Origin of the sequence: Streptomyces sp. NPDC049879 (genome assembly GCF_044461265.1) — a bacterium.
Lineage (GTDB): Bacteria > Actinomycetota > Actinomycetes > Streptomycetales > Streptomycetaceae > Streptomyces.
This window is the reverse complement of sequence record NZ_JBITKT010000007.1, coordinates 245,632-267,400: the sequence shown is the minus strand read 5'-3', so window position 1 is coordinate 267,400 and position 21,769 is coordinate 245,632. Positions and strand designations below refer to the sequence as shown.

Here is a 21,769-nt window from a genome sequence, read left to right as displayed (position 1 = left end):
CGTCCCCGCCGCCAAAACCCGCCGCGGCCGCCCGCCGGGGAGCCCCGCCGTGCCGCCGTTTGCGCCGCGGCACACGGGGAACCCGGGCGCGGTGAGCGCACGCAAGCGGCGGGAGGTCCGGGTCGGCGGGCGGCAGGTGCCCCTGTCCAACCCGGACAAGGAGATGTTCCCCGAGGACGGCATCACCAAGGCGGAACTGTTCGACTACTACCGCACGGTGGCCCGGCCGATGCTCACGTACGTGCGCGACCGGCCCGTCTCGATGGAGCGGTACCCGGACGGCTGGGAGGGCAGGTCGTTCTTCCACAAGGACATCCCCGCCCACTTCCCCGACTGGGTGCACCGCCAGGAGGTCCCCAAGGCGGGCGGCAGCCTCACCATGGCCGTCTGCGACGACGCGCCGACCCTCGCGTACCTGGCGGACCAGGCGTGCATCACGCCGCACGTCTGGCTCAGCAGGACCGGCGGCCTCGACTGCCCCGACCGGCTGGTGTTCGACCTCGACCCGCCCTCCGAGGGCGAGGGCGGCGACGGCCCCCGCGCCGACTTCGGCACGGTCCGCTGGGCCGCCCGGGAACTGCGCGGCCTGCTGACCGGCCTCGGCCTGCGGCCCGTCGTCATGACCACCGGCTCGCGCGGCCTGCACGTCCTCGTCCCCCTGGACGGGCGCAGCGACTTCGACACGGTGCGCGGCTTCGCGCGCGACGTCGCCGACACCCTCGCCGCCCGTCACCCCGACCGGCTGACCACCGAAGCGCGCAAGAACCGCCGCGCGGGCCGCCTCTACCTCGACACCCAGCGGAACGGCTACGCGCAGACGGCCGTCGCACCGTACGCCGTGCGCGCCAGGCCCCACGCGCCGGTCGCCACCCCGCTGAGCTGGGACGAGGTGGACGACCCCGGGCTCGGGCCGCGCGACTGGACGCTGCGGACCCTGCCGGACCGGCTCGCCGAGCGCGGCGACCCGTGGACCGGCCTGCACCGCGCGCGCCGTTCCCTGCACCCGGCGCAGCGCCGGCTCGCGGCGCTCGCGTCCTGACCGGTCCGCCCACGCTCCCAGTTCGCTCGAACGAGTGGATTGACCGTCCGACCGCACACAGCGTGACCAGCGGATGGATACGTTCGGGCAGGCGGCCGGCCGCACCGGCGCGGCCGCATCGGGGATCCGAAGCACAACGGTTCGCAGCACAACGGGGGAGTTCCATGGGGTTCACATCAGCCACGCCCGCGTCCGGACAGGCGGGCACCGTCACGACGCTGGACGGCGCCGCATCCGCCGCCGTCACCACCACCGCACCGCCCGCGCCGCCCCTGCCCGCGCCCGCCGCGCCCGCGGAGGACACCGGCGCGCACTCCGACGTCCCGCCCGCGCCGTCGCACGTACCGGACCAGGCGGGCGACCCGCTCACCCAGCCCGACCTCCCGCTGCGCCGCAGCACCGAGATCCAGGGCGACGTGCTCGCCGGGTTCAAGAAGGACCATGTCCAGCTGCTGTTCCTGACCTTCGGCAACGGCGAGCGCGCCCGCCGCTGGCTGGGGCGCCTCAGGCACCGCATCGCCACGACCCGGGACGTCGCGGCGTTCAACGCCGTCTTCAGCCGCGCCCGGCGCAACTCGGGCGGCGACGACCCGCACAACCTCAACGCCGTCTGGCGCTCCGTCGGCTTCACGCACCCCGGGCTCGTCACCCTCGTCGGCGGCGCCCCGTACGCGGACGTCCCCAGGGGCAGCACGCAGGAGGCGTTCGTCCAGGGCATGGCGGCACGCGCCGCGTCGCTCGGCGACACCGGGGCGAACGACCCCTCGGACTGGCTCTTCGGCGCGGGCCACACCCTGCCCGTCCACGCGGTGCTGACCGTGGCCGCCGACCGGGTCGAGGACCTGCACGCGGCGCTGGCCCGCGAACGCCAGGAGGCCGCGACGCACCGGGTGACCGTGTCGTTCGAGCAGTACGGCGCGACGCTCACCGGCGACCGGCGCGGCAAGGAGCACTTCGGCTTCAAGGACGGCATCAGCCAGCCCGCCGTGGAGGGCTTCGACGAGCGCGACCCGGACGACCCGCAGCATCAGCGCGGCAAGCCGGGCACCCGCGTCCTGCCCGCGGGCGAGATCGTGCACGGGCACCCGGCCGACCACCGGCTCGGCCCCTACCTGCCCGACTGGATGGCCGACGGGTCGTTCCAGGTGGTGCGCCGCCTCGCCCAGGACGTGCCGGGCTGGTGGGCGCAGGTCGCGGACCAGCTGCGGGTGCTGAAGGAGGCGGGCGCGGTCCCGGAGGACGCCGGCTCCGAGTGGCTGGCGGCGCGCCTGTTCGGGCGCTGGCGCTCCGGCGCGCCGGTCGCCAAGTACCCGGACGCCGACCCGGCGTCGGTCCTCGCCGACGACGGGGACAACGACGTGACGTTCGCCGACGACTTCGAGGGCCGCGTCACGCCGCTGTGTTCGCACATGCGCAAGTGCAACCCCCGGGACGGCCTCAAGGTGAACGTCGACGACGACGCGGCGCTGGAGCAGAAGGGGGCGCTCGACGGGCGGCGCATCATGCGGCGCGGCATCCCGTTCGGCCTGCCCTTCGACCCGGCCGCGGGCGGCGGGAACGGGCCCGACGCGCCGCGCGGGCTCGTCTTCGTGTCCTATCAGGCCGACCTCATCGCGCAGTTCGAGTTCGTCCAGCGCACCTGGATCGACGGCCACGACTTCCCGAGCAGGGAGCCCTCGGTCGGCCGCGACGCCGTGCTGGGGCGCGAGGGCACCGTCGCGTTCCCCGTCGGCGGCCGGGAGGGTGACGGGATGGCGGAGCTGAGTCTGCGCCAGTTCGTGCGCACCGAGGGCGGGGTGTACGCGTTCGCGCCGTCGCTCAGCGCGCTGAAGCTGCTGGCCGAGGGGGCGCTCCCGCCGGGCGGCGGCCCGCCGCGCGACCGGGTGGTGACCGCGCCCGCGATCGTCGCGCGGGGCGAGGTCGTCAGCTCGGGCAAGGCGCGGCTGCGGTACGAGGCCGACAACAACCTCGTCGTCCGCGACGAGAACGAGAACCGCCTCTGGGACGCGGGGATGGCGGGGAGCACCGGGGTGCGCGGCGAGCTGCGCGAGGACGGGTCCCTGGTGCTCGTGGACGTGACCGGCGCGGTTCTGTGGAGCACCGGCACGGGCGGCAACCCCGGCGCCGTCCTGGTCGTGCGGGCGGACGGCGACGTCGTGATCCGCGCGGCGGACGGCCGGATCCTGTGGAGGACCGGCACCGCCCACTGAGCGCACCCGGCGCGGGCGGTGCGGGGTACCGGCGTACCCCGCACCGCCCCGCCCGTTCGTGCCGTCCGTCCCCGGGTCAGACGGCCGCGTCGCGCGGGCTGAGGTCGCGCAGGCGGCCCGCCAGCTCGTCGCGGAAGAACTCGATGAACCCGTCCGGGTCGGGACCCGCGTTCATCAGGACCAGCCGGTCGAAGCCCGCGTCCGCGAACTTCCGCGCCATCGCGACGTGGTGGTCCGGGTCGCTGCCGCAGGCGAACTGCTCCAGCATGTCCTCCTCGCGCACCGTGGTGGTGGCCGCCTCGAAGTTCACCGGGTTGGGCAGCTCGCTCATGACCTTCCAGCCGGTGACACCCCAGCGGTTCGTCTCCAGCGCGGCGCGCGCGGCGGTGCGCTCGTCCGGCGCCCAGGCCAGCGGCACCTCGGCGTAGCGCGGCAGGTCGCCGCCCGACTGCCGGTAGGTGTCCACCAGTTCGGGGCGCGGCTCGGTGGCGAAGAGGCCGCAGCCCGTCTCGGCGGCGAGCGTGGCCGCCTCGTGCCCGCCCGCGGCGAGCGCGACGAGCGGCGGTTCGTCCGGCAGGTCGAAGACCCGGGCGTCCGCCAGGCGCAGGTGCCTGCCCTCGTAGCTCCGGTAACCGCCGCGCCACAGCAGCTTGATGATCTCCACCGCCTCGCGCAGCCTCTCGTGCCGCTCGGGCACGGACTCGGGGAAGCCGGGACCGACGACATGCTCGTTCAGCCGCTCGCCCGCACCGAGACCGAGGGTGAAGCGGCCGCCGGAGAGCAGGGCGAGGGTGGCGGCGGCCTGGGCGATGACCGCCGGGTGGTAGCGGACGGTCGGGCAGGTCACGCCGGTCGCGAGACCGACCCGGTCGGTCTTCGCCGCGATGGCGCCGAAGACCGTCCAGGTGAAGGGCGAGTGGCCCTGGTTGTCGAGCCACGGGTGGAAGTGGTCGCTCATCTCGACGAAGTCGAAGCCCGCCCGTTCGGCGAGCACCGCCTGCCGCACCAGCTCGTCGGGCCCGAACGCCTCGGACGCGAGCTTGTAACCGATCTGCATCTGCGCTCCTCAATCCGGCTCTCGAAGGGGGCTGCCCGGCTCTCAGGGGGCTGCCCGGCCCCCGCCGGGGTCCGCCGTACCGGGCACGCTGCCAGGCGCGGCGGGGTCTCCCCGGGCGACAGGCCGTCCGGCCGGGCCGGTCCGCCGGATGGCGGACCGGCTGGTCCGGCGGAACGGCGCGCCTGGACGCGGGTACCGCGCGCGGCGGCGTGCATGCGTGTTCCGCGCCTTCCGCACGCCCTCCTCACGGGGCGTGTACGGACCGGCGGAACCGGTGAGGGAGGGCGGGCGGACGGCGGTCTGGTCCGTACCGTTACCGAATCGAGGCCGGTTGCCCCGTGGGCACGCCCCCCAAACCTGCATACCGTCTCTCACCAGCGACAACAGGGGCGTCACGCAAGGGAGCGTGGAACGAGATGTCATCGTGACCATGAAGCAGCGGTGCTGGTCAGTCCGGGTACAACGTTTTCCGCGTTCAAGACCTGAAAGCTTGCGCGCCCCTGAGTGGCCCTCAAAAGATTGACCCGCCATCTCTTGACGGGTTTCGGGCGAGCCGGTTAACTCCCACGCAACATCGCCGGAACCGGTTCCGGAACCGGTGTCGGCGCTGCCGCCGAGTCGGACGGCAGCCCTCATGTGCCCGAGGAGCCCAGTCCATGCGTGTCACCATCGCCGACGTCGCGCGTACCGCGGCGGTCAGCAAGACCACCGTCTCGCGCGTGCTCAACGGCAAGGGAGAGGTGGACTCGGAGACCGCTGACCGCGTCAGGGCCGTCATCGCGGAACTGGGGTACGTCCCCAGCTCGCGCGCCGTCGGCCTCGCCCGGGGCAGCAGCCGCACACTGGCGATGCTCGTACCGTCCCTGACCTGGCCCTGGGTCGGCGAGATGGTGCAGGGCGTGGCCGACACGGTGGAGGCCGCCGGCTACGGCCTCCTCCTCTTCACCTGCAACCGCGGTGAGGTGTCCATGGCGCAGTTCACCAGCCAGGTGTCCGCCCGCGCCTTCGACGGGGTGCTGGTCATCGAGCCGGAGAACACGCTCCGCATGATCGCCGCGCTCCACCACCAGGGCCTGCCGCTCGTCATGATCGACGACCGGGGGCAGCGCCCCGAATTCCCCTCGGTCGCCACCACCAACGCCGAGGGCGCCGCCGCGGCGGCGCACCACCTGCTCGCCTCCGGGCGCCGCGCCCCGCTCACCATCACCGGGCCCCGGCACTTCGGCTGCGTGCAGGACCGGCTCACAGGCTTCGGACGGGTGCTGCGCGAGAACGGCGTGGCCCTGACCGAGAAGTACGTCCTTCCCGGCGACTTCACCGTCCGCAGCGGACAGACCCAGATCGAACGCGCGCTGGCCGACGGACTGCACTTCGACTCCGTCTTCGCGCACAACGACCTCAGTGCCACCGGAGCCCTGCACGCCCTGCGGGGAGCCGGTCGCCGGGTCCCGGACGACGTGGCCGTGATCGGGTTCGACGACATCCCGATCGCGGCCTACACCGAACCGCCCCTCACCACCGTCCGCCAGCCCATGCGGGCGATGGGGGAGACGGCGGCCCGGCGCATGCTCGACCACCTCGGCGGTGTGATCCCGCTGGACACCGAACCGGTCGTGCTGCCCACCGAATTCGTCGTCCGGTCGTCCGCGCCGGGCTGACGGTCCCTCCACGCACCACCCCCCGCACCACCCCGTACCACCAGCACCACCGCACCCCCCACAGCGCCGCCGGGCGGCGCGCCACCGCAGGACCGCGTCACACGCACGCGGCGCCGGTCCCAGCACCATCGGGACAGTGCACACGACACGGCGCCGAGAGAACAGCATTGCCCTACGGGAGGTTCCAGAACATGAGAGTCCGTACGCGTTCGCGCAGAACGCTCACGACCGCGACGAGCGTCGTCATCGCGCTCGGGGTCATCGCCGGCTGTGGCGGTGGCGGCAGCGAAGGGGCGTCGGGCCCCGGCGGCGGCGGTGGCGGCAACGGCGTGCTGAACGTCGGTATGCCGAACGGCCCGCAGACCAACAACAACAACCCCTTCCTCGACACCTCCGCCGGCGCCTCCCTCGGCTACCGCGCGATGATCTACGAACCCCTCGCCATGACCAACCCGGTCCGCCCCGACCAGGACCCGGACCCGTGGCTCGCCGAGTCGTGGGAGTTCAGCGAGGACTTCACCCAGATCACCATCACCGCGCGTGAGGGCGTGACCTGGGCCGACGGTGAGGACTTCACCGCCGAGGACATCGCGTTCACCTTCGACATGCTGATGAACACGGACGCGCTGAACACCGCGGGCCTGCCCTACTCGGACGTCGCGGTCGACGGCAACACCGTCACCGTCACCTTCGAGTCGTCGCAGTTCGTCAACCAGACGCGCATCCTCGACACCTACATCGTGCCCGAGCACATATGGTCCGAGGTCGAGGCCCCGGAGATGTACGAGGACCAGGAGCCGGTCGGCACCGGCCCCTACTCCATCGACACCTTCACCCCGCAGACGGTCACGCTGGTCCGCCGCGACAGCTACTGGCAGGACCTGCCCGAGGTCGAGGAGCTGCGCTACACGTCGTACAACGACAACAACGCGCAGACCACCGCGCTCGCCAACGGCGACAGCGAATGGTCCTACGTCTTCATGCCCGACTACGAAAGCGTCTTCGTCGAGCGCGACCCGGAGAACCACAAGCTGTGGTTCCCGACCGGCCTCGGCATCCACGGTCTGTGGATCAACAACGAGCGGGCCCCGTTCGACGACCCGGCGCTGCGCCGCGCCATGTCCATGGTGATCGACCGGGAGTCCATCAGCTCGGTGGCCCACGCCGGTCTGTACCCGCTGCTGGAGAACCCGACCGGTCTGCCGCTGCCCGCGGGCGAGTCGTTCATCGCCCCCGAGTTCCAGGGCCAGGTCGCGGAGCCGGACGTCGACGGCGCCCGCGCGGTGCTGGAGGAGGCCGGTTACGAACTGGACGGCGACACCCTGCGCACCCCCGAGGGCGACCCGGTCACGCTGACCCTGACCGACCCGGCCGGTTGGTCCGACTACCTGACCGCGCTGTCGATCATCCGCGACAACTTCGCCGAGATCGGCATCGAGGCCAGCGTCGAGACCCAGACCGTCGACGCGTGGACCGACGCGGTCAACGCCGGTGGCTTCGACGCCACGCTGCACTGGACCAACACCGGTGCCACGCCGTACGACATGTACGCCAACATCATGGACGGCGACCTGTACAAGCCGATCGGCGAGGCGTCGCCCGGCGGCAACTTCGGCCGCTTCCAGAACGACGAGGCCACCGCGGCGCTCGCCGAGTACCGCGAGGCGACCGACGACAACGCCCGCAACGAGGCGCTGTACGAGCTCCAGCGGATCCTCGTCGACGAGGTGCCGATGATCCCGACCGTCGCCGGCCCCATCGGCGCGGAGTACAGCACCAAGAACTGGACCGGCTGGCCGACGGAGGAGGACCCGTACGCCCCGCCGCAGCCCACCCAGCGCGGTGCCCTGGAGGTCGTCCTGAACCTCGAAGCAGCCAACTGACGGCACGTTTCCCCCAGAACGGACCGTCGGCCGCCTGTGATTCAGGCCCCCCGATGACGAGGACCGCCTGACAAGGCCCGAGTGACAAGGACCCCGCCGGGTCCGCCCAGACCGCCCGCCCCCGCCGCACCCAGACCGCGCCAGCACCGCGGCGGGGGCGGGCGCCCTCTCGCCCTCGTACGACAGGACACCAAGTCATGCCCGAAATTCCCGATCCACCCACGGCCGAAGTGCCGCTGAGGGACCGCGAAGTCGTCCTGGAGGCCAAGGACCTCAGCAAGCACTTCGCCGTCCGCCGCACGCTGCGCAACCTCGCCGACCGCGACCGGCCGGTCGTCCACGCCGTCGACGACGTCAACATCAAGCTGCGCCGCGGCACCGTCACCGCGGTCGTCGGCGAGTCCGGCTCAGGCAAGTCGACCATCGCCCGGCTCCTCGCCCAGCTCTACCCCGCCACCGGCGGGGAACTCCTGCTGTCGGGCAAGCCGGTACGCGCCGCGCGCGGGCGCGCGTTCCGCGCCTACTGCCGCCAGGTCCAGATGATCTTCCAGGACCCCTTCGGCTCGCTGAACCCGACGCACACCATCCGGTACCACCTCACGCGCGCCCTGCGCATCCACAAGCGCGCCGGGAAGACTCCCGCCGACCTGGAGGCCGCGCTCAAGGAACTCCTCGGCCGCGTCCACCTGACGCCGCCCGAGCGCTACATCGACTCGTTCCCGCACGAGCTGTCCGGCGGCCAGCGCCAGCGCGTCGCCATCGCCCGTGCCATGGCCGCGGACCCGCAGGTCCTGCTCGCCGACGAGCCGGTCTCCATGCTGGACGTCTCCATACGCCTCGGCATCCTGAACCTCCTGCGCGACCTGAAGGAACGCCTCAACCTGGCGATCCTCTACATCACCCACGACATCGCGTCCGCCCGGTACTTCGCCGACGAGACCCTGGTGATGTACGCGGGCCGCATGGTCGAGGGCGGCGACAGCGAGACCGTCACGCAGCGCCCCGCGCACCCGTACACGCAGCTCCTCATCGGCTCGGCGCCCGACCCGGACCGCATCGCCGTCGCGCCCGGCGCCCCCGCGGGCGAGCCCACCGAGGCCGCCGAGGCGGTGAGCGAGGCCGTCGTCGCCACCGAGGACGACGACAAGGCGGGCGAGCCGCCGAGCCTCATCAGGCCGCCCGCCGGCTGCCGGTTCCACCCGCGCTGCCCCAAGGCCATGGAGCGCTGCCGCACCGAACTGCCGCCCCGCTTCGACCTGCCAGGCGGCCAGTGGGCCGCCTGCTGGCTGTACGCCGACGACCTGGACAAGGCCGACGCCCGCCCGGTGAACAAGGGGGCCACGGCGTGAGGTACTTCATCCAGCGCGTGCTCTTCTACGCCGCCACGGCGTGGGCCGCCATCACGATCAACTTCTTCATCCCCCGGCTCATGCCGGGCGACCCGGTCCAGTCCCTGATCAACCGGTACCAGGGCCAGCTCAGCACCGACGCCATCGACTCGCTGCGGGTCCTCTTCGGCCTCGACAACGACACGTCGCTGTGGCAGCAGTACATGGACTACTGGGGCAACCTGTTCAACGGCGACCTCGGCACGTCGTTCACCTACTTCCCGACCGGCGTCTCCGACATCATCAGCCAGTCCATGCCCTGGACGCTGACACTGATGGGCATCACCACCATCCTCAGCTTCCTCCTCGGCACCGGCATCGGCATCCTCGCCGGCTGGCGCCGCGGCTCCTGGCTCGACTCGATCCTGCCGATCACCACCTTCTTCGCCGCGATCCCCTACTTCTGGCTCGGCCTGATCGCCATCGCGGTGTTCGCCGTCCAGTGGCAGTGGTTCCCCGCGTCCGGCGGCTACAGCAACGAGTTCGTGCCCGGCTGGGACTTCGACTTCATCGGCAGCGCCCTCTACCACGGCATGCTGCCCGGCATCACGATCATCATCAGCTCCATCGCGGGCTGGATCCTCGGCATGCGCAACATGATGGTCTCCGTGACCGCCGAGGACTACGTGCTGGTCGCCCAGGCCAAGGGCCTTTCGGAGCGCCGCGTGATGTTCTCCTACGCCGCGCGCAACGCCATCCTGCCGAACATCTCCAACTTCGCGCTCTCGCTGGGCTTCATCGTCGGCGGCACCCTGCTCGTCGAGATGGTCTTCTCCTACCCGGGCATCGGCTACATCCTCTATCAGGGTGTCAGCGCGAAGGACTACCCGCTGATGCAGGGCGTCTTCCTGTTCATCACCCTGGCGGTGCTCGCCGCGAACCTCGTGGCCGACATCGTCTATCTGCTGCTCGACCCACGCACCCGGCGGGAGGGGTAACGCCATGGCCCTGCAAGCCACCGAATCCGCCATCGCCTCGTCAGACGAGGCGGCGGCCCCGCGCCGCGACAGGTTCCGCTTCCTGCGCAACCGCAAGACCGCCATCGGCCTCGGCATCCTCGCCGTCTTCCTGCTCATGGCGATCTTCGGCGACTGGCTCGCGCCGTACGACCCGTCGGCGCGCAGCGAGGACCTGCTCCAGTCCCCGTCCTGGGACCACCCGTTCGGCACCACGCAGACCGGTGAGGACATCTTCTCGCAGATCCTCGTCGGCACCCGGGGCGTGCTCCTGGTGGGCCTGCTCGCCGCCCTGATCGCCACCGTGCTCGGTGTCCTCATCGGCGTGACGGCCGGCTACCTCGGCGGTGTCGGCGACGACGTGCTGTCCTCGCTCAGCAACGTCTTCCTCGTCATCCCCGCCCTGCCGCTGATCATCATCATCACCAGCTTCCTGCCCGACACCAGCGACCTGGTCATCGCCCTCGTCATCGGACTCACCTCCTGGGCGTGGGGCGCCCGCGTGCTGCGGGCCCAGACGCTGTCGCTGCGCGGCCGCGACTACGTCCAGGCGGCCCGCGCCACCGGCGAGTCCACCTGGCGCATCATCGTCTTCGAGCTGCTGCCGAACCTGACGCCGGTCATCGCGTCCGGCTTCATCGGCACGGTCATCTTCGCCGTCCTGTCCGAGATCACGCTCGCCTTCATCGGCATCGCCGACATCTCGAACTGGAACTGGGGCACGGTGCTGTTCTGGGCGCAGAGCAACCAGGCGCTCGCCCAGGACGCCTGGTGGTGGTTCGTCCCGGCCGGTCTGTGCATCGCGCTGCTCGGCACGGCCCTGTCGCTGATCAACTTCGGCATCGACGAGTTCATCAACCCCCGGCTCCGCAGCCAGGGACGCAGCGAGCGGTCCGTCAAGATGCGCGTCGGCTTCACGCCCGTGCTCCGCGACAAGCGCCCCGCCACCGGTGCCCCCCGGCACGCCGCCGTGCAGAAGCTCCCCCCGACGGAGCCGCCCGCACCACCGGCCCGCTCCAACGGAAAGGGGAAGCGGCCATGACCGCACCAGCCGTTCTCGACATACGCGGCCTCGACGTCAACTACGGGCTCGGGGACAAGGCGGTGCACGCCGTCCGCGACATCAACCTCACCCTGCACCGCGGCGAGGTCCTCGGCCTCGCCGGGGAGTCCGGCAGCGGCAAGTCGACGCTCGCCTACGCCGTGACCCGCCTGCTGTCCCCGCCCGGCGTCATCACGGGCGGGGAGGTCATCTACCACCCGCGCAAGGGCGAGCCGATCGACATCCTCGACCTCGGCACCGAGCAGCTGCGCGCCTTCAGGTGGCAGGAGATCTCCCTGGTCTTCCAGGGCGCCATGAACTCCCTGAACCCGGTGCACACCGTGCGCGCCCAGCTGACGGACGTCCTCAAGGCGCACCGGCCCGACATGAGCCGCGCCGACCGCGACGCCCGCGCCGCCGAACTGCTCGCCCTCGTCGGCATCTCGCAGGACCGGCTCGGCAGCTACCCGCACCAGCTCTCCGGCGGCATGCGCCAGCGCGTCATGATCGGCATGGCCCTGGCGCTCGACCCGGACATCGTCATCCTCGACGAGCCCACCACGGCGCTCGACGTCGTGATGCAGCGCCAGATCCTCCGCCAGCTCACGCGCCTGCGCGCCGAGCTGGACTTCTCGGTCGTCTTCATCACGCACGACATCTCGCTCCTGATCGAGTTCTCCGACCGCATCGCGATCATGTACGGGGGCAGAATCGTGGAGGAGGCCGACAGCAAGCAGATCTACGAGTCGGCGAACCACCCGTACAGCGACGGGCTGCTGCACTCGTTCCCGGCGCTGCACGGCCCGCGCCGGGAGCTGACCGGCATCCCCGGCTCGCCCCCCGACCTGACCGCCATGCCGACGGGCTGCGCCTTCCACCCGCGCTGCCCGAAGAGATTCGAACCGTGCGACCAGCGCGTGCCGGTCCTCGCCCCGCCGACGCCGGGCAGCGACCGCACCGTCGCCTGCTGGCTGCACGCGGAAGCCTGACCGACCGACCGCGCCACACACAGGAGCGACGACAGCACCATGACCTCCACCGCAACGCCGGCCGACCGGCCCGGCACCGGGCCCGCGCCCGTCTCCTTCCCCGAACTCGCCGCCGATTTCCGCTGGGGGGTCGCGACGTCCTCGTACCAGATCGAGGGCGCCGTGGCCGAGGACGGCCGCACCCCGTCCATCTGGGACACGTTCTGCCGTGTCCCCGGCGCCGTGGTCAACGGGGAGAACGGCGACATCGCCTGTGACCACTACCACCGCTATACCGAGGACGTGGACCTCATCGCCGGCCTCGGCGTGGACACGTACCGCTTCTCCCTCGCCTGGCCGCGCATCCAGCCGGGCGGGCGCGGTCCCGCCAACGCGGCGGGCGTCGCGTTCTACGACCGCCTCGTGGACACCCTGCTCGACCGGGGCATCACGCCCTGGGTGACGCTCTACCACTGGGACCTCCCGCAGGAGCTGGAGGACGCGGGCGGCTGGCCGGTCCGCGACACGGCCTACCGGTTCGCCGACTACGCCGAGCTGGCGTACGACGCGCTGGGCGACCGCGTCGTCCACTGGACCACGCTGAACGAGCCCTGGTGCTCGGCCATGCTCGGCTACGACATGGGTCTCCACGCGCCGGGCCGCAAGAACTTCGGCGACGCCATGCACGCCGTCCACCACCTGCTGCTCGGCCACGGCCTGGCCGCCCAGCGGCTGCGCGCCCGCGCCACCGGCCCGCTGGAACTGGGCATCACCCTGAACATGGGCCACTCGGTCCCCGCCTCGGACTCCGAGGAGGACCGCGCCGCGCAGCGCCGCGCGGACGCCCTCGGCACCCGCGTCTACATGGACCCGCTGGTCCACGGCCGCTACCCGGCGGACCTGCTGGAGGACCTGGCGGCGCGCGGCGTCGAACTGCCCGTCGAGGACGGCGACCTGGAGGTCATCTCCACGCCGCTCGACGTCGTGGGCGTCAACTACTACTCCAGCCACCAGTTCGCCGGCACGGACGAGAACGGCGCCACGACCGACGCGGACGGCGTCCCCGTCGTCCGCGGCGTCCCCTTCGGCCGCCCGGTGACGGCGATGGACTGGGAGATCGTCCCCGAGGGCCTGACGAGCCTCCTGCTGCGCCTGCACGAGGACTACGGCGTGCCGATGGTCATCACGGAGAACGGCGCCGCGTTCGACGACACGGCGCAGGACGACGGCACGGTCCACGACGCGGACCGCACCGCCTACCTCGTCGAGCACATCGGCGCGGTCGCCAAGGCGCGCGCGGCGGGCGCGGACATCCGCGGCTACTTCGCGTGGTCCCTGTTCGACAACTTCGAATGGGCCTACGGGTACGACAAGCGGTTCGGCATCGTACGGGTGGACTACGACACGCAGCGCCGCACCGTGAAGGACAGCGGCCAGTGGTACGCGGACAGCATCAGGCTCACCCGGGAGGCCTCCTCCTGAACGGCTGACGCCGACGGAGCCCCCGTCCCGCCCGGACCGCGCGATTTTCCGGGAAAGGGCCGGGGGTTCCGGAACCTGACGCCGCAGTTGACATGCACGCAACCTGCTCGTGACCATCACAGGTGTCTGAGAGCGCTCTCACAATCTTTGCGAGACGTCTGACAAAGGGTCATCACCTTTCCCTGTGTTGCCTCATCGGCAGAAGTGGAGCGTCATGTTCCGCAGTCGGACACGTGCACGCAGCAGGGTCCTCGCCCTCGGCGCGGCCCTCCTGTTCATCGTCACCGGAATCACCTACACGGCCGCCGCCGACCCCGCGGGCGGGGTCGCGGCGGCGGCCTGGAACAGCGACTGGGCCGCCTCCTCGGCCGCGGCCGCCCCCGCCCGGGTCACCTCGTCGGGCGCGGAGAACGCGGACACCGCGGCCGCCCGGGCCTTCGACAGCAACGGCGCCACCCGCTGGTCGAGCAACTTCGCGGACAACGCGTGGATCGCCATCGACCTCGGCCAGACCCTCCGCATCACCGAGGTACGCCTCGCCTGGGAGGCCGCCTACGGCCGCCGCTACGCCCTGGAGGTCTCCTCGGACGGGCAGAACTGGCGCTCGTTCTTTACGGAGAACGCGGGCACGGGCGGCACCCTGACCGCCCGCACCTACCCGCAGGAGGTCACCGGCCGCTACGTCCGGATGCGCGGCATCGAGCGCGCGACCCCCTGGGGCTACTCGCTCTTCTCCTTCGAGGTCTACGGCGGCGTGACCGCCCCGGCCTCCACCACCACGACCAACCTGGCGCTGAACCACCCGGCCTACGGCGACATCCACCAGGACGCCGCCCACTCCCCGGCGTACGTGACGGACGGCGGCATCCCCGCCAACCTGCGCGACGACATCAGCCGCTGGGCCAGCGACTGGAACGCCAACCGCTGGGTCGGCGTGGACCTGGGCGCCACCTCCCGCATCACCTCGGTCGACCTGTACTGGCAGGCCGCGTACGCCGTGGACTACCGCATCCAGGTCTCGGACGACAACCGCAACTGGCGCACGGTGTGGCAGCCGTCCGCCTCGCAGGTCGCCGCCCGCCGGGCCAACATCCAGGGCCCGGGCGAGGCGGCCGGCATCCGCGACACCATCACCCTGAGCACGCCCGCCAACGCGCGCTACATCAGGATGCTCGGCGTCGAGCGCCGCTCCTTCTACAACCCCGCGCCCTACACCGCCCAGTTCGGCTACTCGCTCTACGAGTTCCAGGTCTGGGGCACGGGCGGCAACGGCAACGTGCAGTACGCGCCGCTGCCCGCGGAGTCCAACGGGACCTACCGCACCACGTTCACCGAGGACTTCAACGGCACCTCGCTCGACCGCGGCAAGTGGCGCGTCGTCACCACCGGTTCGACCATGGGCTCGGTGAACGGCGAGTCCCAGGCGTACGTCGACTCCCCGCAGAACATCCAGGTCGCCGACGGCACCCTGCGCCTGCGCGCCAACCACTGCGTCCGCTGCACCACGGCCCCCAACGGCCAGGTGTACGACTTCTCCTCCGGCCGGATCGACACCAACACCAAGTACGACTTCACCTACGGACGCGTCAGCGCCCGCATCAAGATGCCGGTCGGCGACGGCTTCTGGCCCGCCTTCTGGATGCTGGGCAGCAACGTGGACGACCCCAACGTCTCCTGGCCCGCCAGCGGCGAGACCGACATCATGGAGAACATCGGCTACGCCAACTGGACCAGCGCCGCCGTCCACGGCCCCGGCTACTCGGCCGACGGCAACATCGGCGCCTCGCAGACCTTCCCGGCGGGGCAGTCCGTCGACCAGTGGCACACCTACAGCGTCGAGTGGACCCCGACGGCCCAGCGCTTCTACGTGGACGACCGCCTGGTGTACGAGCTGCTGCGCCAGAAGGTCGAGGCGACCCGCGGCCAGTGGGTCTTCGACCACAACCAGTACGTCATCCTCAACCTGGCGCTCGGCGGCGCCTACCCGGCGGGCTACAACCAGGTCACCAGCCCCTACTGGGGCCTGCCGCAGTCCAGCGTGGACCGCGTCCGCGCCGGGGGCGTGCAGCTGGAGGTGGACTGGGTGCGGGTCGAGCAGAAGTCCTGACCGCCGCCCGTCCCCGGCGGCCTGACCCGACCGCCGGGGACGACGGCCAGGACCCTGCCCGTACACGGACCGCTCCGTCCGCCGCGCGTCGCACGCGTCGGACGGCCGCACACCCGGCCCCGCGGGTCCCGGACCGTCAGCCGTGATCCGGGACCCGCGTCCGCACCGCCCCGGCCCCCCGCGAGGGAGGCCGGGGCACCGGCGCGCTCAGGCCTCCTGCTCGCTCCGGTCGCCGCCCCACAGCGTGTGGAACGACCCCTCGCGGTCCGTGCGCTCGTACGTGTGGGCGCCGAAGAAGTCGCGCTGCCCCTGCACCAGCGCCGCCGGAAGCCGCTCCGCGCGCAGCGCGTCGTAGTACGCCAGCGCCGACGAGATGCCGGGCACCGGGACGCCCAGCTCCGTCGCCTTCGCCACGACGTGCCGCCACGGGTTCTGGGCCGCGCCCAGCGCCTCGGCGAACCCCGGGTCCGCCAGCAGCGTCACCGGCGCGTCGCCGCCCTCGTGGTAGGCCGCCCTGATCTGGTCGAGGAACCGCGCCCTGATGATGCAGCCGCCGCGCCAGATCTTCGCGACCGTGCCCCGGTCGATGTCCCAGCCGTACTCCGCGCTGCCCGCCTCGATCAGGTCCCAGCCCTGCGCGTACGCGACGATCTTCGACGCGTACAGCGCCTCCTCGACCTGGCTCGCGAAGCGCGCCGCGTCGTCCGGGTGCAGCGCGGGGCGCGCCGGGCCCGGCAGGCCGCGCGCGGCCTCCCGCAGCTCGGCGTGGCCCGACAGCGACCGCGCGAACGTCGCCTCCGCGATGCCCGTCACCGGCACGCCGAGGTCGAGCGCCGTCTGCACGGTCCAGCGCCCTGTGCCCTTCTGCTCGGCGCGGTCCGCGACGATGTCGACGAACGGCTTGCCGGTCGCCGCGTCGGTGTGCGCGAGCACCTCGGCCGTGATCTCGATGAGGTACGAGTCGAGGCGCCCCTTGTTCCACTCGCGGAACGTGTCGGCGATCCGCGCCGGCTCGTACCCGGCGACCTGCCGCAGCAGGTCGTAGGCCTCCGCGATCAGCTGCATGTCGGCGTACTCGATGCCGTTGTGCACCATCTTCACGAAGTGGCCCGCGCCGTCAGGGCCGATGTGCGCGCAGCACGGCTCGCCGTCCACCTGGGCGGCGATGCTCTCCAGCAGCGGCCCGAGCGCCTCGTACGACTCGGCCGAGCCGCCGGGCATGATGCTCGGCCCGTTCAGCGCGCCCTCCTCGCCGCCCGAGATGCCGCAGCCGACGAAGTGCAGCCCGCGCTCGCGCAGCGCGGCCTCGCGGCGGCGGGTGTCGGCGTAGTGCGCGTTGCCGCCGTCCATGATCATGTCGCCCGGTTCGAGCAGCGGGGCGAACTCGTCGATCACGGCGTCCGTGGGCGCCCCCGCCTTGACCATGACGACCAGCCGCCGCGGCCGCTCCAGCGACGCGACGAACTCCTCGGCCGACTCGGCGGGCACGAAGTCCCCCTCGTCGCCGAACTGCTCCACCAGCTCCCTGGTCCGGGTCGCGGTGCGGTTGTGCACCGCGACGGTGTGGCCGTGCCGCGCGAGGTTGCGCGCGAGGTTGCGCCCCATCACCGCGAGCCCGGTGACCCCGATCTGCGCCTGCCGCCCCATGTCTCAACTCCCTCTTCCGATAGGTGCGTCCGGTAGTGCCGCACGGCCCGGGGCGCGCGCCCGCCCCGGGCCGCGTTCAGAACTCCTCGTGCGTGTCCGGGTCGCCGCCGAGCCGCCGGTGCGGCCGGTCGGAGACCGCGGCCAGTTCGTCGTCGTCCAGCGCGAAGCCGAAGACGTCGAAGTTCTCGCGGCGCCGCTCCGCGCTCCCCGACTTGGGGATCGGCACGGCGCCGAGCTCCACGTGCCAGCGCAGGATCACCTGCGCCGGGCTCACCCCGTGCGCCGCCGCGATGCCGCCGATCACCGGGTCGCCCAGGAGGTCGCTGCCGCGCCCCAGGGGGCTCCAGCTCTGGGTGACGATGCCGTGCTCGGCGTGGAACGCGCGCAGCTCCTCCTGGGGGAGCAGCGGGTGCATCTCGATCTGGTTGACGGCCGGCAGCACGCCGGTCTCCCGCTTCAGGCGCAGGATCTGCTCGGGCGTGAAGTTCGAGACGCCGAGCGACCTGACGGTCCCCGCCTCGCGCAGCTCGATCATGGCCCGCCACGAGTCGACGTACTTGTCCACCCGGGGGAGCGGCCAGTGGATCAGGTAGAGGTCCACCTGCTCGACGCCGAGCCGCGCCCGGGATTCGGCGAACGAGGCGAGCGTCTCGTCGTGGCCCTGGTGCCTGCCGGGCAGTTTGGTGGTCACGGTGAACGCCGCGCGGGGCAGCCGGGAGGCGGCGAGGCCCTTGCCGACGCCGGTCTCGTTCCCGTAGTTCACGGCGGTGTCGATCAGCCGGTAGCCGGTCTCCAGCGCGTCCGCCACGGCGTCCTCGGCCTCCGCGTCGTCCAGCGGGTAGGTGCCGTAGCCGAGGGCGGGCAGGGTGTGCGAGTCGTTGAGGGTGTGGGTGGGGGCGGATGCCACAGGCTCCTCCTCGATCGGCGACAAGCCGGACCGGGTCATTTCCGGACCAAACTCGATCATGTTCGGCCAGCGTAACGCGCGGCCGGGCCCGGGCGGGACGGTTTCCCCACAGGTCACGCCGAAGTCGTCAGGTAGCAGGCGACCCAGGGGTGACGGGGCCCGTCAGCGGTCGGTGCCCGAGGGGGCGAGGCGGCGCACCTCGTCCAGGTACGCGGTGATCGCGTCCCGGTTGCGCACCAGGCAGTCGATGCGCTCCGCCATCCGCTCGCGCTCGTGCTCCAGCGTCGCGAGCATCTCCGGCGTGGCGTCCGGGAAGTGGATGGTGCGCGGCTTGTCGAGGCAGGGGAGGATCTGCTTGATGATGCGGGTCGGCAGCCCGGCGTCGAGCAGCCCGCGGATCTGGAGCACGCGGTCCACGAACCGCTCGTCGTACTCGCGGTAGCCGTTCGGCGCGCGGCAGGCGGCGATGAGGCCCTGCTCCTCGTAGTAGCGCAGCAGCCGCCGCGGCGTGCCGGTCAGCTCGGACAGCTCCCCGATCCGCACGGTCCCCACCCCCTCGTTCCCCGGGGCCCTTCCCGGCCCGTGGACGGACGCTACACGGTCCCCGGCAGCCCGGGGACCACGCGGTCGCAGCGGGCGCGCGACCGCTCGGCGAGACCGGCGTTCGGCAGGTCGTTGCCGTCGATCCAGGCACGGGCCGCCGCGCGGGCGCGCCCGAAGCCGGTGTGCCGCCGCATCAGCCGCTCGTCCCGCAGCTCCGGCGGCGCGTCCACGTACCAGACCGCCGCCATCAGGGACCGCGCCTCGCGCCAGCCGGGCAGGTCGCACGCCAGGTAGTTCCCCTCGGTGACGACCAGCCGCGCGGCGGCGGGCACGGCGTGCCGCGCGGCCACCGGCTCGTCCAGCGCGCGGTCGAAGTCCGGCACGTACACGTCCCGTACGGGGTCCCGGCCGCCGTCGCCCAGCAGGCGGCGCAGCAGCGCCTCGTAGCCCCAGACGTCGAAGGACGGCTCCGAGCCCTTGCGGTCGCGCAGGCCGAGCCGGTCGAGCTGGCCGTTCGACAGGTGGAAGCCGTCCAGCGGCACATAGGCGGCGGACGGGCCGAGCGCCGCCGTCAGGGCGCGGGCCAGCGTGGACTTGCCCGCGCCCGGCGGACCCGCGAGGCCGAGGACGGCGCGGCCGTGCTCCGGCAGCAACGCGCGGGCGGCGGCGACTAGTTCGGGCGCGGGGCGGCCGGTGGTCCCGTCGTGCGTCATGCCGCGAGCGTACGGCGCGCGGCGGCGCCCCGCCTCACCCCGGGTACCGCAGGTACGGGACGCCGCCCGGCCGCTCCACCGCCTGCCACAGCCGCGCGGACCACGGATCGGTGCCCACCGAGCCCTCCGTCTCCGCCTGGTGCTCCTCCAGCCAGGTCCGCAGCAGCGCGCCGTCGATCGTCTCCGGCACGCTCCCGGCGAACGAGGGGTCGGCGTGCAGCACCGTCAGCAGCATGTCGGGCACCCGCCTGCGGCCCTCGCCCAGCGCGGGCTGGAAGTAGGGCAGGTCCAGGACCCGCGCGCCGTGCCGCAGGTAGAACCGCAGCCGCCCCGCCGGGTCGCCGTGCGCCTCGCCGGCGGCGTGCCGCTCCGGGTCGGCGACCTCGGCCAGGACCATGCACGGTTCGAACGCCGCGCGCCACGCCGCCACGGCCGCGTCGAGCAGCGGGCCGCCGAGACCGCCGCCGCGCCGCCCGGGGCGCACGGCGAGCCAGGTCAGCAGCATGATGCGGTGGCCGGGTTCGAACGTGCCGACGGCCGCCGCGAGCGGCTCGCCCGCCGCCCCGGCGCACCACAGGACGCTCAGCCGCCCGGCCGCCAGCTCAGCGGCCAGCTCCTCGGGCGGCGCCAGCTCGTCGTCGTCGAACGAGGGCCGCAGGATCTCCGCGTAGATCCGATCGAACTCCGGACCCGGCTCCCCGAGGGAGCGGATCTCCGGCGCGTCTGTCACCCCGTCACCTCTCCGCTGCGTCGACACGCACCCTATGAGGCGGGTGGGGGAAAAGTCCGGATTGCGAACGGCCAGGACGCGCGCCGGGCCGCGGAAGGCCCGGCGCGCGGCCGGGTGGCTGCGCGCGGTGGGGGGACGCGGTGGGGGAGTGGAGCGGCGGAGCCGTGGGGGAGGGGCCGCCGTTACGCGGCGGCGGGGCCGAGCCGTACGGGGACGCGCTCGTGGCCGTTGGAGATGAGGCTCGGCATCGGGCGCAGCCCGTCCGCCGCGACCGCGAGGCGGATCTCCGGGAACCGGTCGAAGAGCGCCGCCAGCGCGATCCGCGCCTCGATACGGGCGAGTTCCGCGCCGAGGCACAGGTGCGCGCCGTGCCCGAACGCCAGGTGCTCCCTGGCCGTGGCCCGGTTGATGTCGAAGCGGTCGGCGTCGTCGCCGTGGACCCCGGGGTCGCGCCCGGCCGCCGCGTAGTTGATGGCGATGGCGTCGCCCCGGGCGAAGGTCAGCCCCGTCGCCTCGTCGTGCACGTCGCGCACGGCGAAGCGCAGGATGATCGTCGCGATCGGCGCCTGGTGCCGCAGCGCCTCCTCCACCACCTGATCCCAGCCCACGCGGCCCGAGGTGGCCTCGGCCAGCTGGTCGGGGTGGAGCATCAGGTCCACGGAGGCGTGGTCGAGGAGGTTGACGGTCGTCTCGTGCCCCGCGCCGATCAGCAGCATCAGGCTGTCCGCCAGCTCCTGGCCGGTCAGCTCGCCCTCGGCGTGCGAGGCGATCAGCGCGGACGTCACGTCGTCGCCCGGCTGCTCGCGCTTGTGGGCGATCAGCTGCGTGATGAGCCCGTACACCGCCACCGGGGCCGCCGCCGCCTCCTCGGGCGGCAGGTCGGTGGCGAACAGGTTCCCGACCGCGTCGCGGAACCCGTCGTGCAGCTCCTCGGGCACGCCCAGCACGGCGTTCACGACGAGCAGCGGCAGCCGCCAGGCGAAGCGGGCCCGCAGGTCCACGGTCTCCTCGGGGTCCGCGGCCGCCAGCTCGTCCAGCAGGGTGCGGGTGATCTCCTCGATCCGCGGGGTCAGCGCCCGCACGCGGCGCGTGCTGAACGCGGCGGCCAGCGGGCGGCGCAGGCGGCGGTGCTCCGAGCCGTACGCGGACAGGGCGTTGCGGACGTCCACCCAGATGCGCAGCGGCCAGTCCTCGGGGATCTCCTTGTCGATGTAGGCGGGCCAGTGCTGGTGGGCGTCCTTCGAGATGTCGGGGTGGGTCAGCAGACGGCGGATCAGGTGCGGGTCGGTGACGGACCAGGCGGGGATCCCGCCGGGGAGGATCACTCGGGCGGCGGGTCCGAGGGCGCGCAGGGCGGCGGCCTCACCGTGGATGTCGGTGGCGGCGCCGTCGAGGTGGTAGGGGCATCCGGTGGTAGGGGTCTGTGCGGTTGCCATCGC

Annotated in this window: 17 protein-coding genes; 10 read left to right on the top strand and 7 right to left on the bottom strand. The window is 72.6% G+C overall.

The genetic code is table 11. The features are described from left to right. Positions 1-91: 91 nt before the first annotated feature. Together ligD and ACIBPC_RS24295 are read left to right on the top strand one after the other, a co-directional pair. Positions 92-1,039 carry a non-homologous end-joining DNA ligase gene (gene ligD, locus ACIBPC_RS24300; RefSeq protein WP_398847507.1) on the top strand — a complete coding sequence of 316 codons (948 nt, stop codon included), beginning with the start codon at positions 92-94 and terminating at the stop codon, positions 1,037-1,039. A gap of 164 nt (positions 1,040-1,203) precedes the next feature. Continuing rightward, on the top strand, positions 1,204-3,249 hold the full coding sequence (locus ACIBPC_RS24295) for a Dyp-type peroxidase (RefSeq protein WP_398847505.1): 2,046 nt from the start codon (positions 1,204-1,206) through the stop codon (positions 3,247-3,249). 76 nt (positions 3,250-3,325) lie between these two features. Here the strand turns inward: ACIBPC_RS24295 and ACIBPC_RS24290 are convergent, their stop codons facing one another. Next, a complete protein-coding gene (locus tag ACIBPC_RS24290; protein ID WP_398847503.1) occupies positions 3,326-4,306 on the bottom strand; it encodes a TIGR03557 family F420-dependent LLM class oxidoreductase in 981 nt (326 codons plus the stop codon). 656 nt (positions 4,307-4,962) lie between these two features. Here ACIBPC_RS24290 and ACIBPC_RS24285 point away from each other — a divergent pair. The 8 genes from ACIBPC_RS24285 (at position 4,963) to ACIBPC_RS24250 (ending at position 15,790) form a co-directional block, all read left to right on the top strand. Next, positions 4,963-5,964 carry a LacI family DNA-binding transcriptional regulator gene (locus ACIBPC_RS24285; protein ID WP_362959728.1) on the top strand — a complete coding sequence of 334 codons (1,002 nt, stop codon included), beginning with the start codon at positions 4,963-4,965 and terminating at the stop codon, positions 5,962-5,964. Between the two features lie 191 nt (positions 5,965-6,155). After that, complete coding sequence (locus ACIBPC_RS24280) at positions 6,156-7,847, top strand: ABC transporter substrate-binding protein (RefSeq protein WP_398847501.1); 1,692 nt, start codon at positions 6,156-6,158, stop codon at positions 7,845-7,847. Positions 7,848-8,044: 197 nt separating this feature from the next. Then, positions 8,045-9,196 (top strand): ABC transporter ATP-binding protein, encoded by a 1,152-nt coding sequence (locus tag ACIBPC_RS24275; protein ID WP_362959722.1) that lies wholly within the window; start codon positions 8,045-8,047, stop codon positions 9,194-9,196. Then, positions 9,193-10,173 carry an ABC transporter permease gene (locus ACIBPC_RS24270; protein ID WP_362959719.1) on the top strand — a complete coding sequence of 327 codons (981 nt, stop codon included), beginning with the start codon at positions 9,193-9,195 and terminating at the stop codon, positions 10,171-10,173. Before ACIBPC_RS24275 ends, ACIBPC_RS24270 begins: the two co-directional genes overlap by 4 nt. A gap of 4 nt (positions 10,174-10,177) precedes the next feature. Beyond that, entirely contained in the window at positions 10,178-11,233 is a 1,056-nt protein-coding gene (locus tag ACIBPC_RS24265) for an ABC transporter permease (protein WP_362959717.1), read from the top strand. Further along, the gene (locus ACIBPC_RS24260; protein ID WP_398847498.1) at positions 11,230-12,222 is read left to right on the top strand and encodes an ABC transporter ATP-binding protein; all 993 of its coding nucleotides are present in this window, start codon (positions 11,230-11,232) and stop codon (positions 12,220-12,222) included. The genes ACIBPC_RS24265 and ACIBPC_RS24260 overlap by 4 nt, the downstream gene beginning before the upstream one ends. Positions 12,223-12,261: 39 nt before the next feature. Then, a complete protein-coding gene (locus tag ACIBPC_RS24255) occupies positions 12,262-13,683 on the top strand; it encodes a GH1 family beta-glucosidase (protein ID WP_398847496.1) in 1,422 nt (473 codons plus the stop codon). 214 nt (positions 13,684-13,897) lie between these two features. Continuing rightward, positions 13,898-15,790: a discoidin domain-containing protein gene (locus ACIBPC_RS24250; RefSeq protein ID WP_398847494.1), complete on the top strand. Its 1,893-nt coding sequence runs from the start codon at positions 13,898-13,900 to the stop codon at positions 15,788-15,790. 207 nt (positions 15,791-15,997) lie between these two features. On the opposite strand, the gene gndA is transcribed toward ACIBPC_RS24250, so the two are convergent. The 6 genes from gndA to ACIBPC_RS24220 all read right to left on the bottom strand — a co-directional run bounded on the left by gndA (position 15,998) and on the right by ACIBPC_RS24220 (position 21,766). Further along, positions 15,998-17,437 (bottom strand): NADP-dependent phosphogluconate dehydrogenase, encoded by a 1,440-nt coding sequence (gndA, locus tag ACIBPC_RS24245; protein WP_398847492.1) that lies wholly within the window; start codon positions 17,435-17,437, stop codon positions 15,998-16,000. Between the two features lie 76 nt (positions 17,438-17,513). Continuing rightward, positions 17,514-18,344 carry an aldo/keto reductase gene (locus ACIBPC_RS24240; protein ID WP_362959703.1) on the bottom strand — a complete coding sequence of 277 codons (831 nt, stop codon included), beginning with the start codon at positions 18,342-18,344 and terminating at the stop codon, positions 17,514-17,516. A 162-nt stretch (positions 18,345-18,506) separates the two neighbouring features. Beyond that, positions 18,507-18,887, bottom strand: coding sequence for a MerR family transcriptional regulator (locus tag ACIBPC_RS24235; RefSeq protein WP_362960066.1), 381 nt, complete (start codon positions 18,885-18,887; stop codon positions 18,507-18,509). Between the two features lie 50 nt (positions 18,888-18,937). After that, positions 18,938-19,600, bottom strand: coding sequence for a nucleoside/nucleotide kinase family protein (locus ACIBPC_RS24230; RefSeq protein WP_398847490.1), 663 nt, complete (start codon positions 19,598-19,600; stop codon positions 18,938-18,940). A 34-nt stretch (positions 19,601-19,634) separates the two neighbouring features. After that, on the bottom strand, positions 19,635-20,330 hold the full coding sequence (locus ACIBPC_RS24225) for a GNAT family N-acetyltransferase (protein ID WP_398847488.1): 696 nt from the start codon (positions 20,328-20,330) through the stop codon (positions 19,635-19,637). A 182-nt stretch (positions 20,331-20,512) separates the two neighbouring features. Then, positions 20,513-21,766 carry a cytochrome P450 gene (locus tag ACIBPC_RS24220; RefSeq protein ID WP_398847486.1) on the bottom strand — a complete coding sequence of 418 codons (1,254 nt, stop codon included), beginning with the start codon at positions 21,764-21,766 and terminating at the stop codon, positions 20,513-20,515. Between the last annotated feature and the right edge of the window lie 3 nt (positions 21,767-21,769).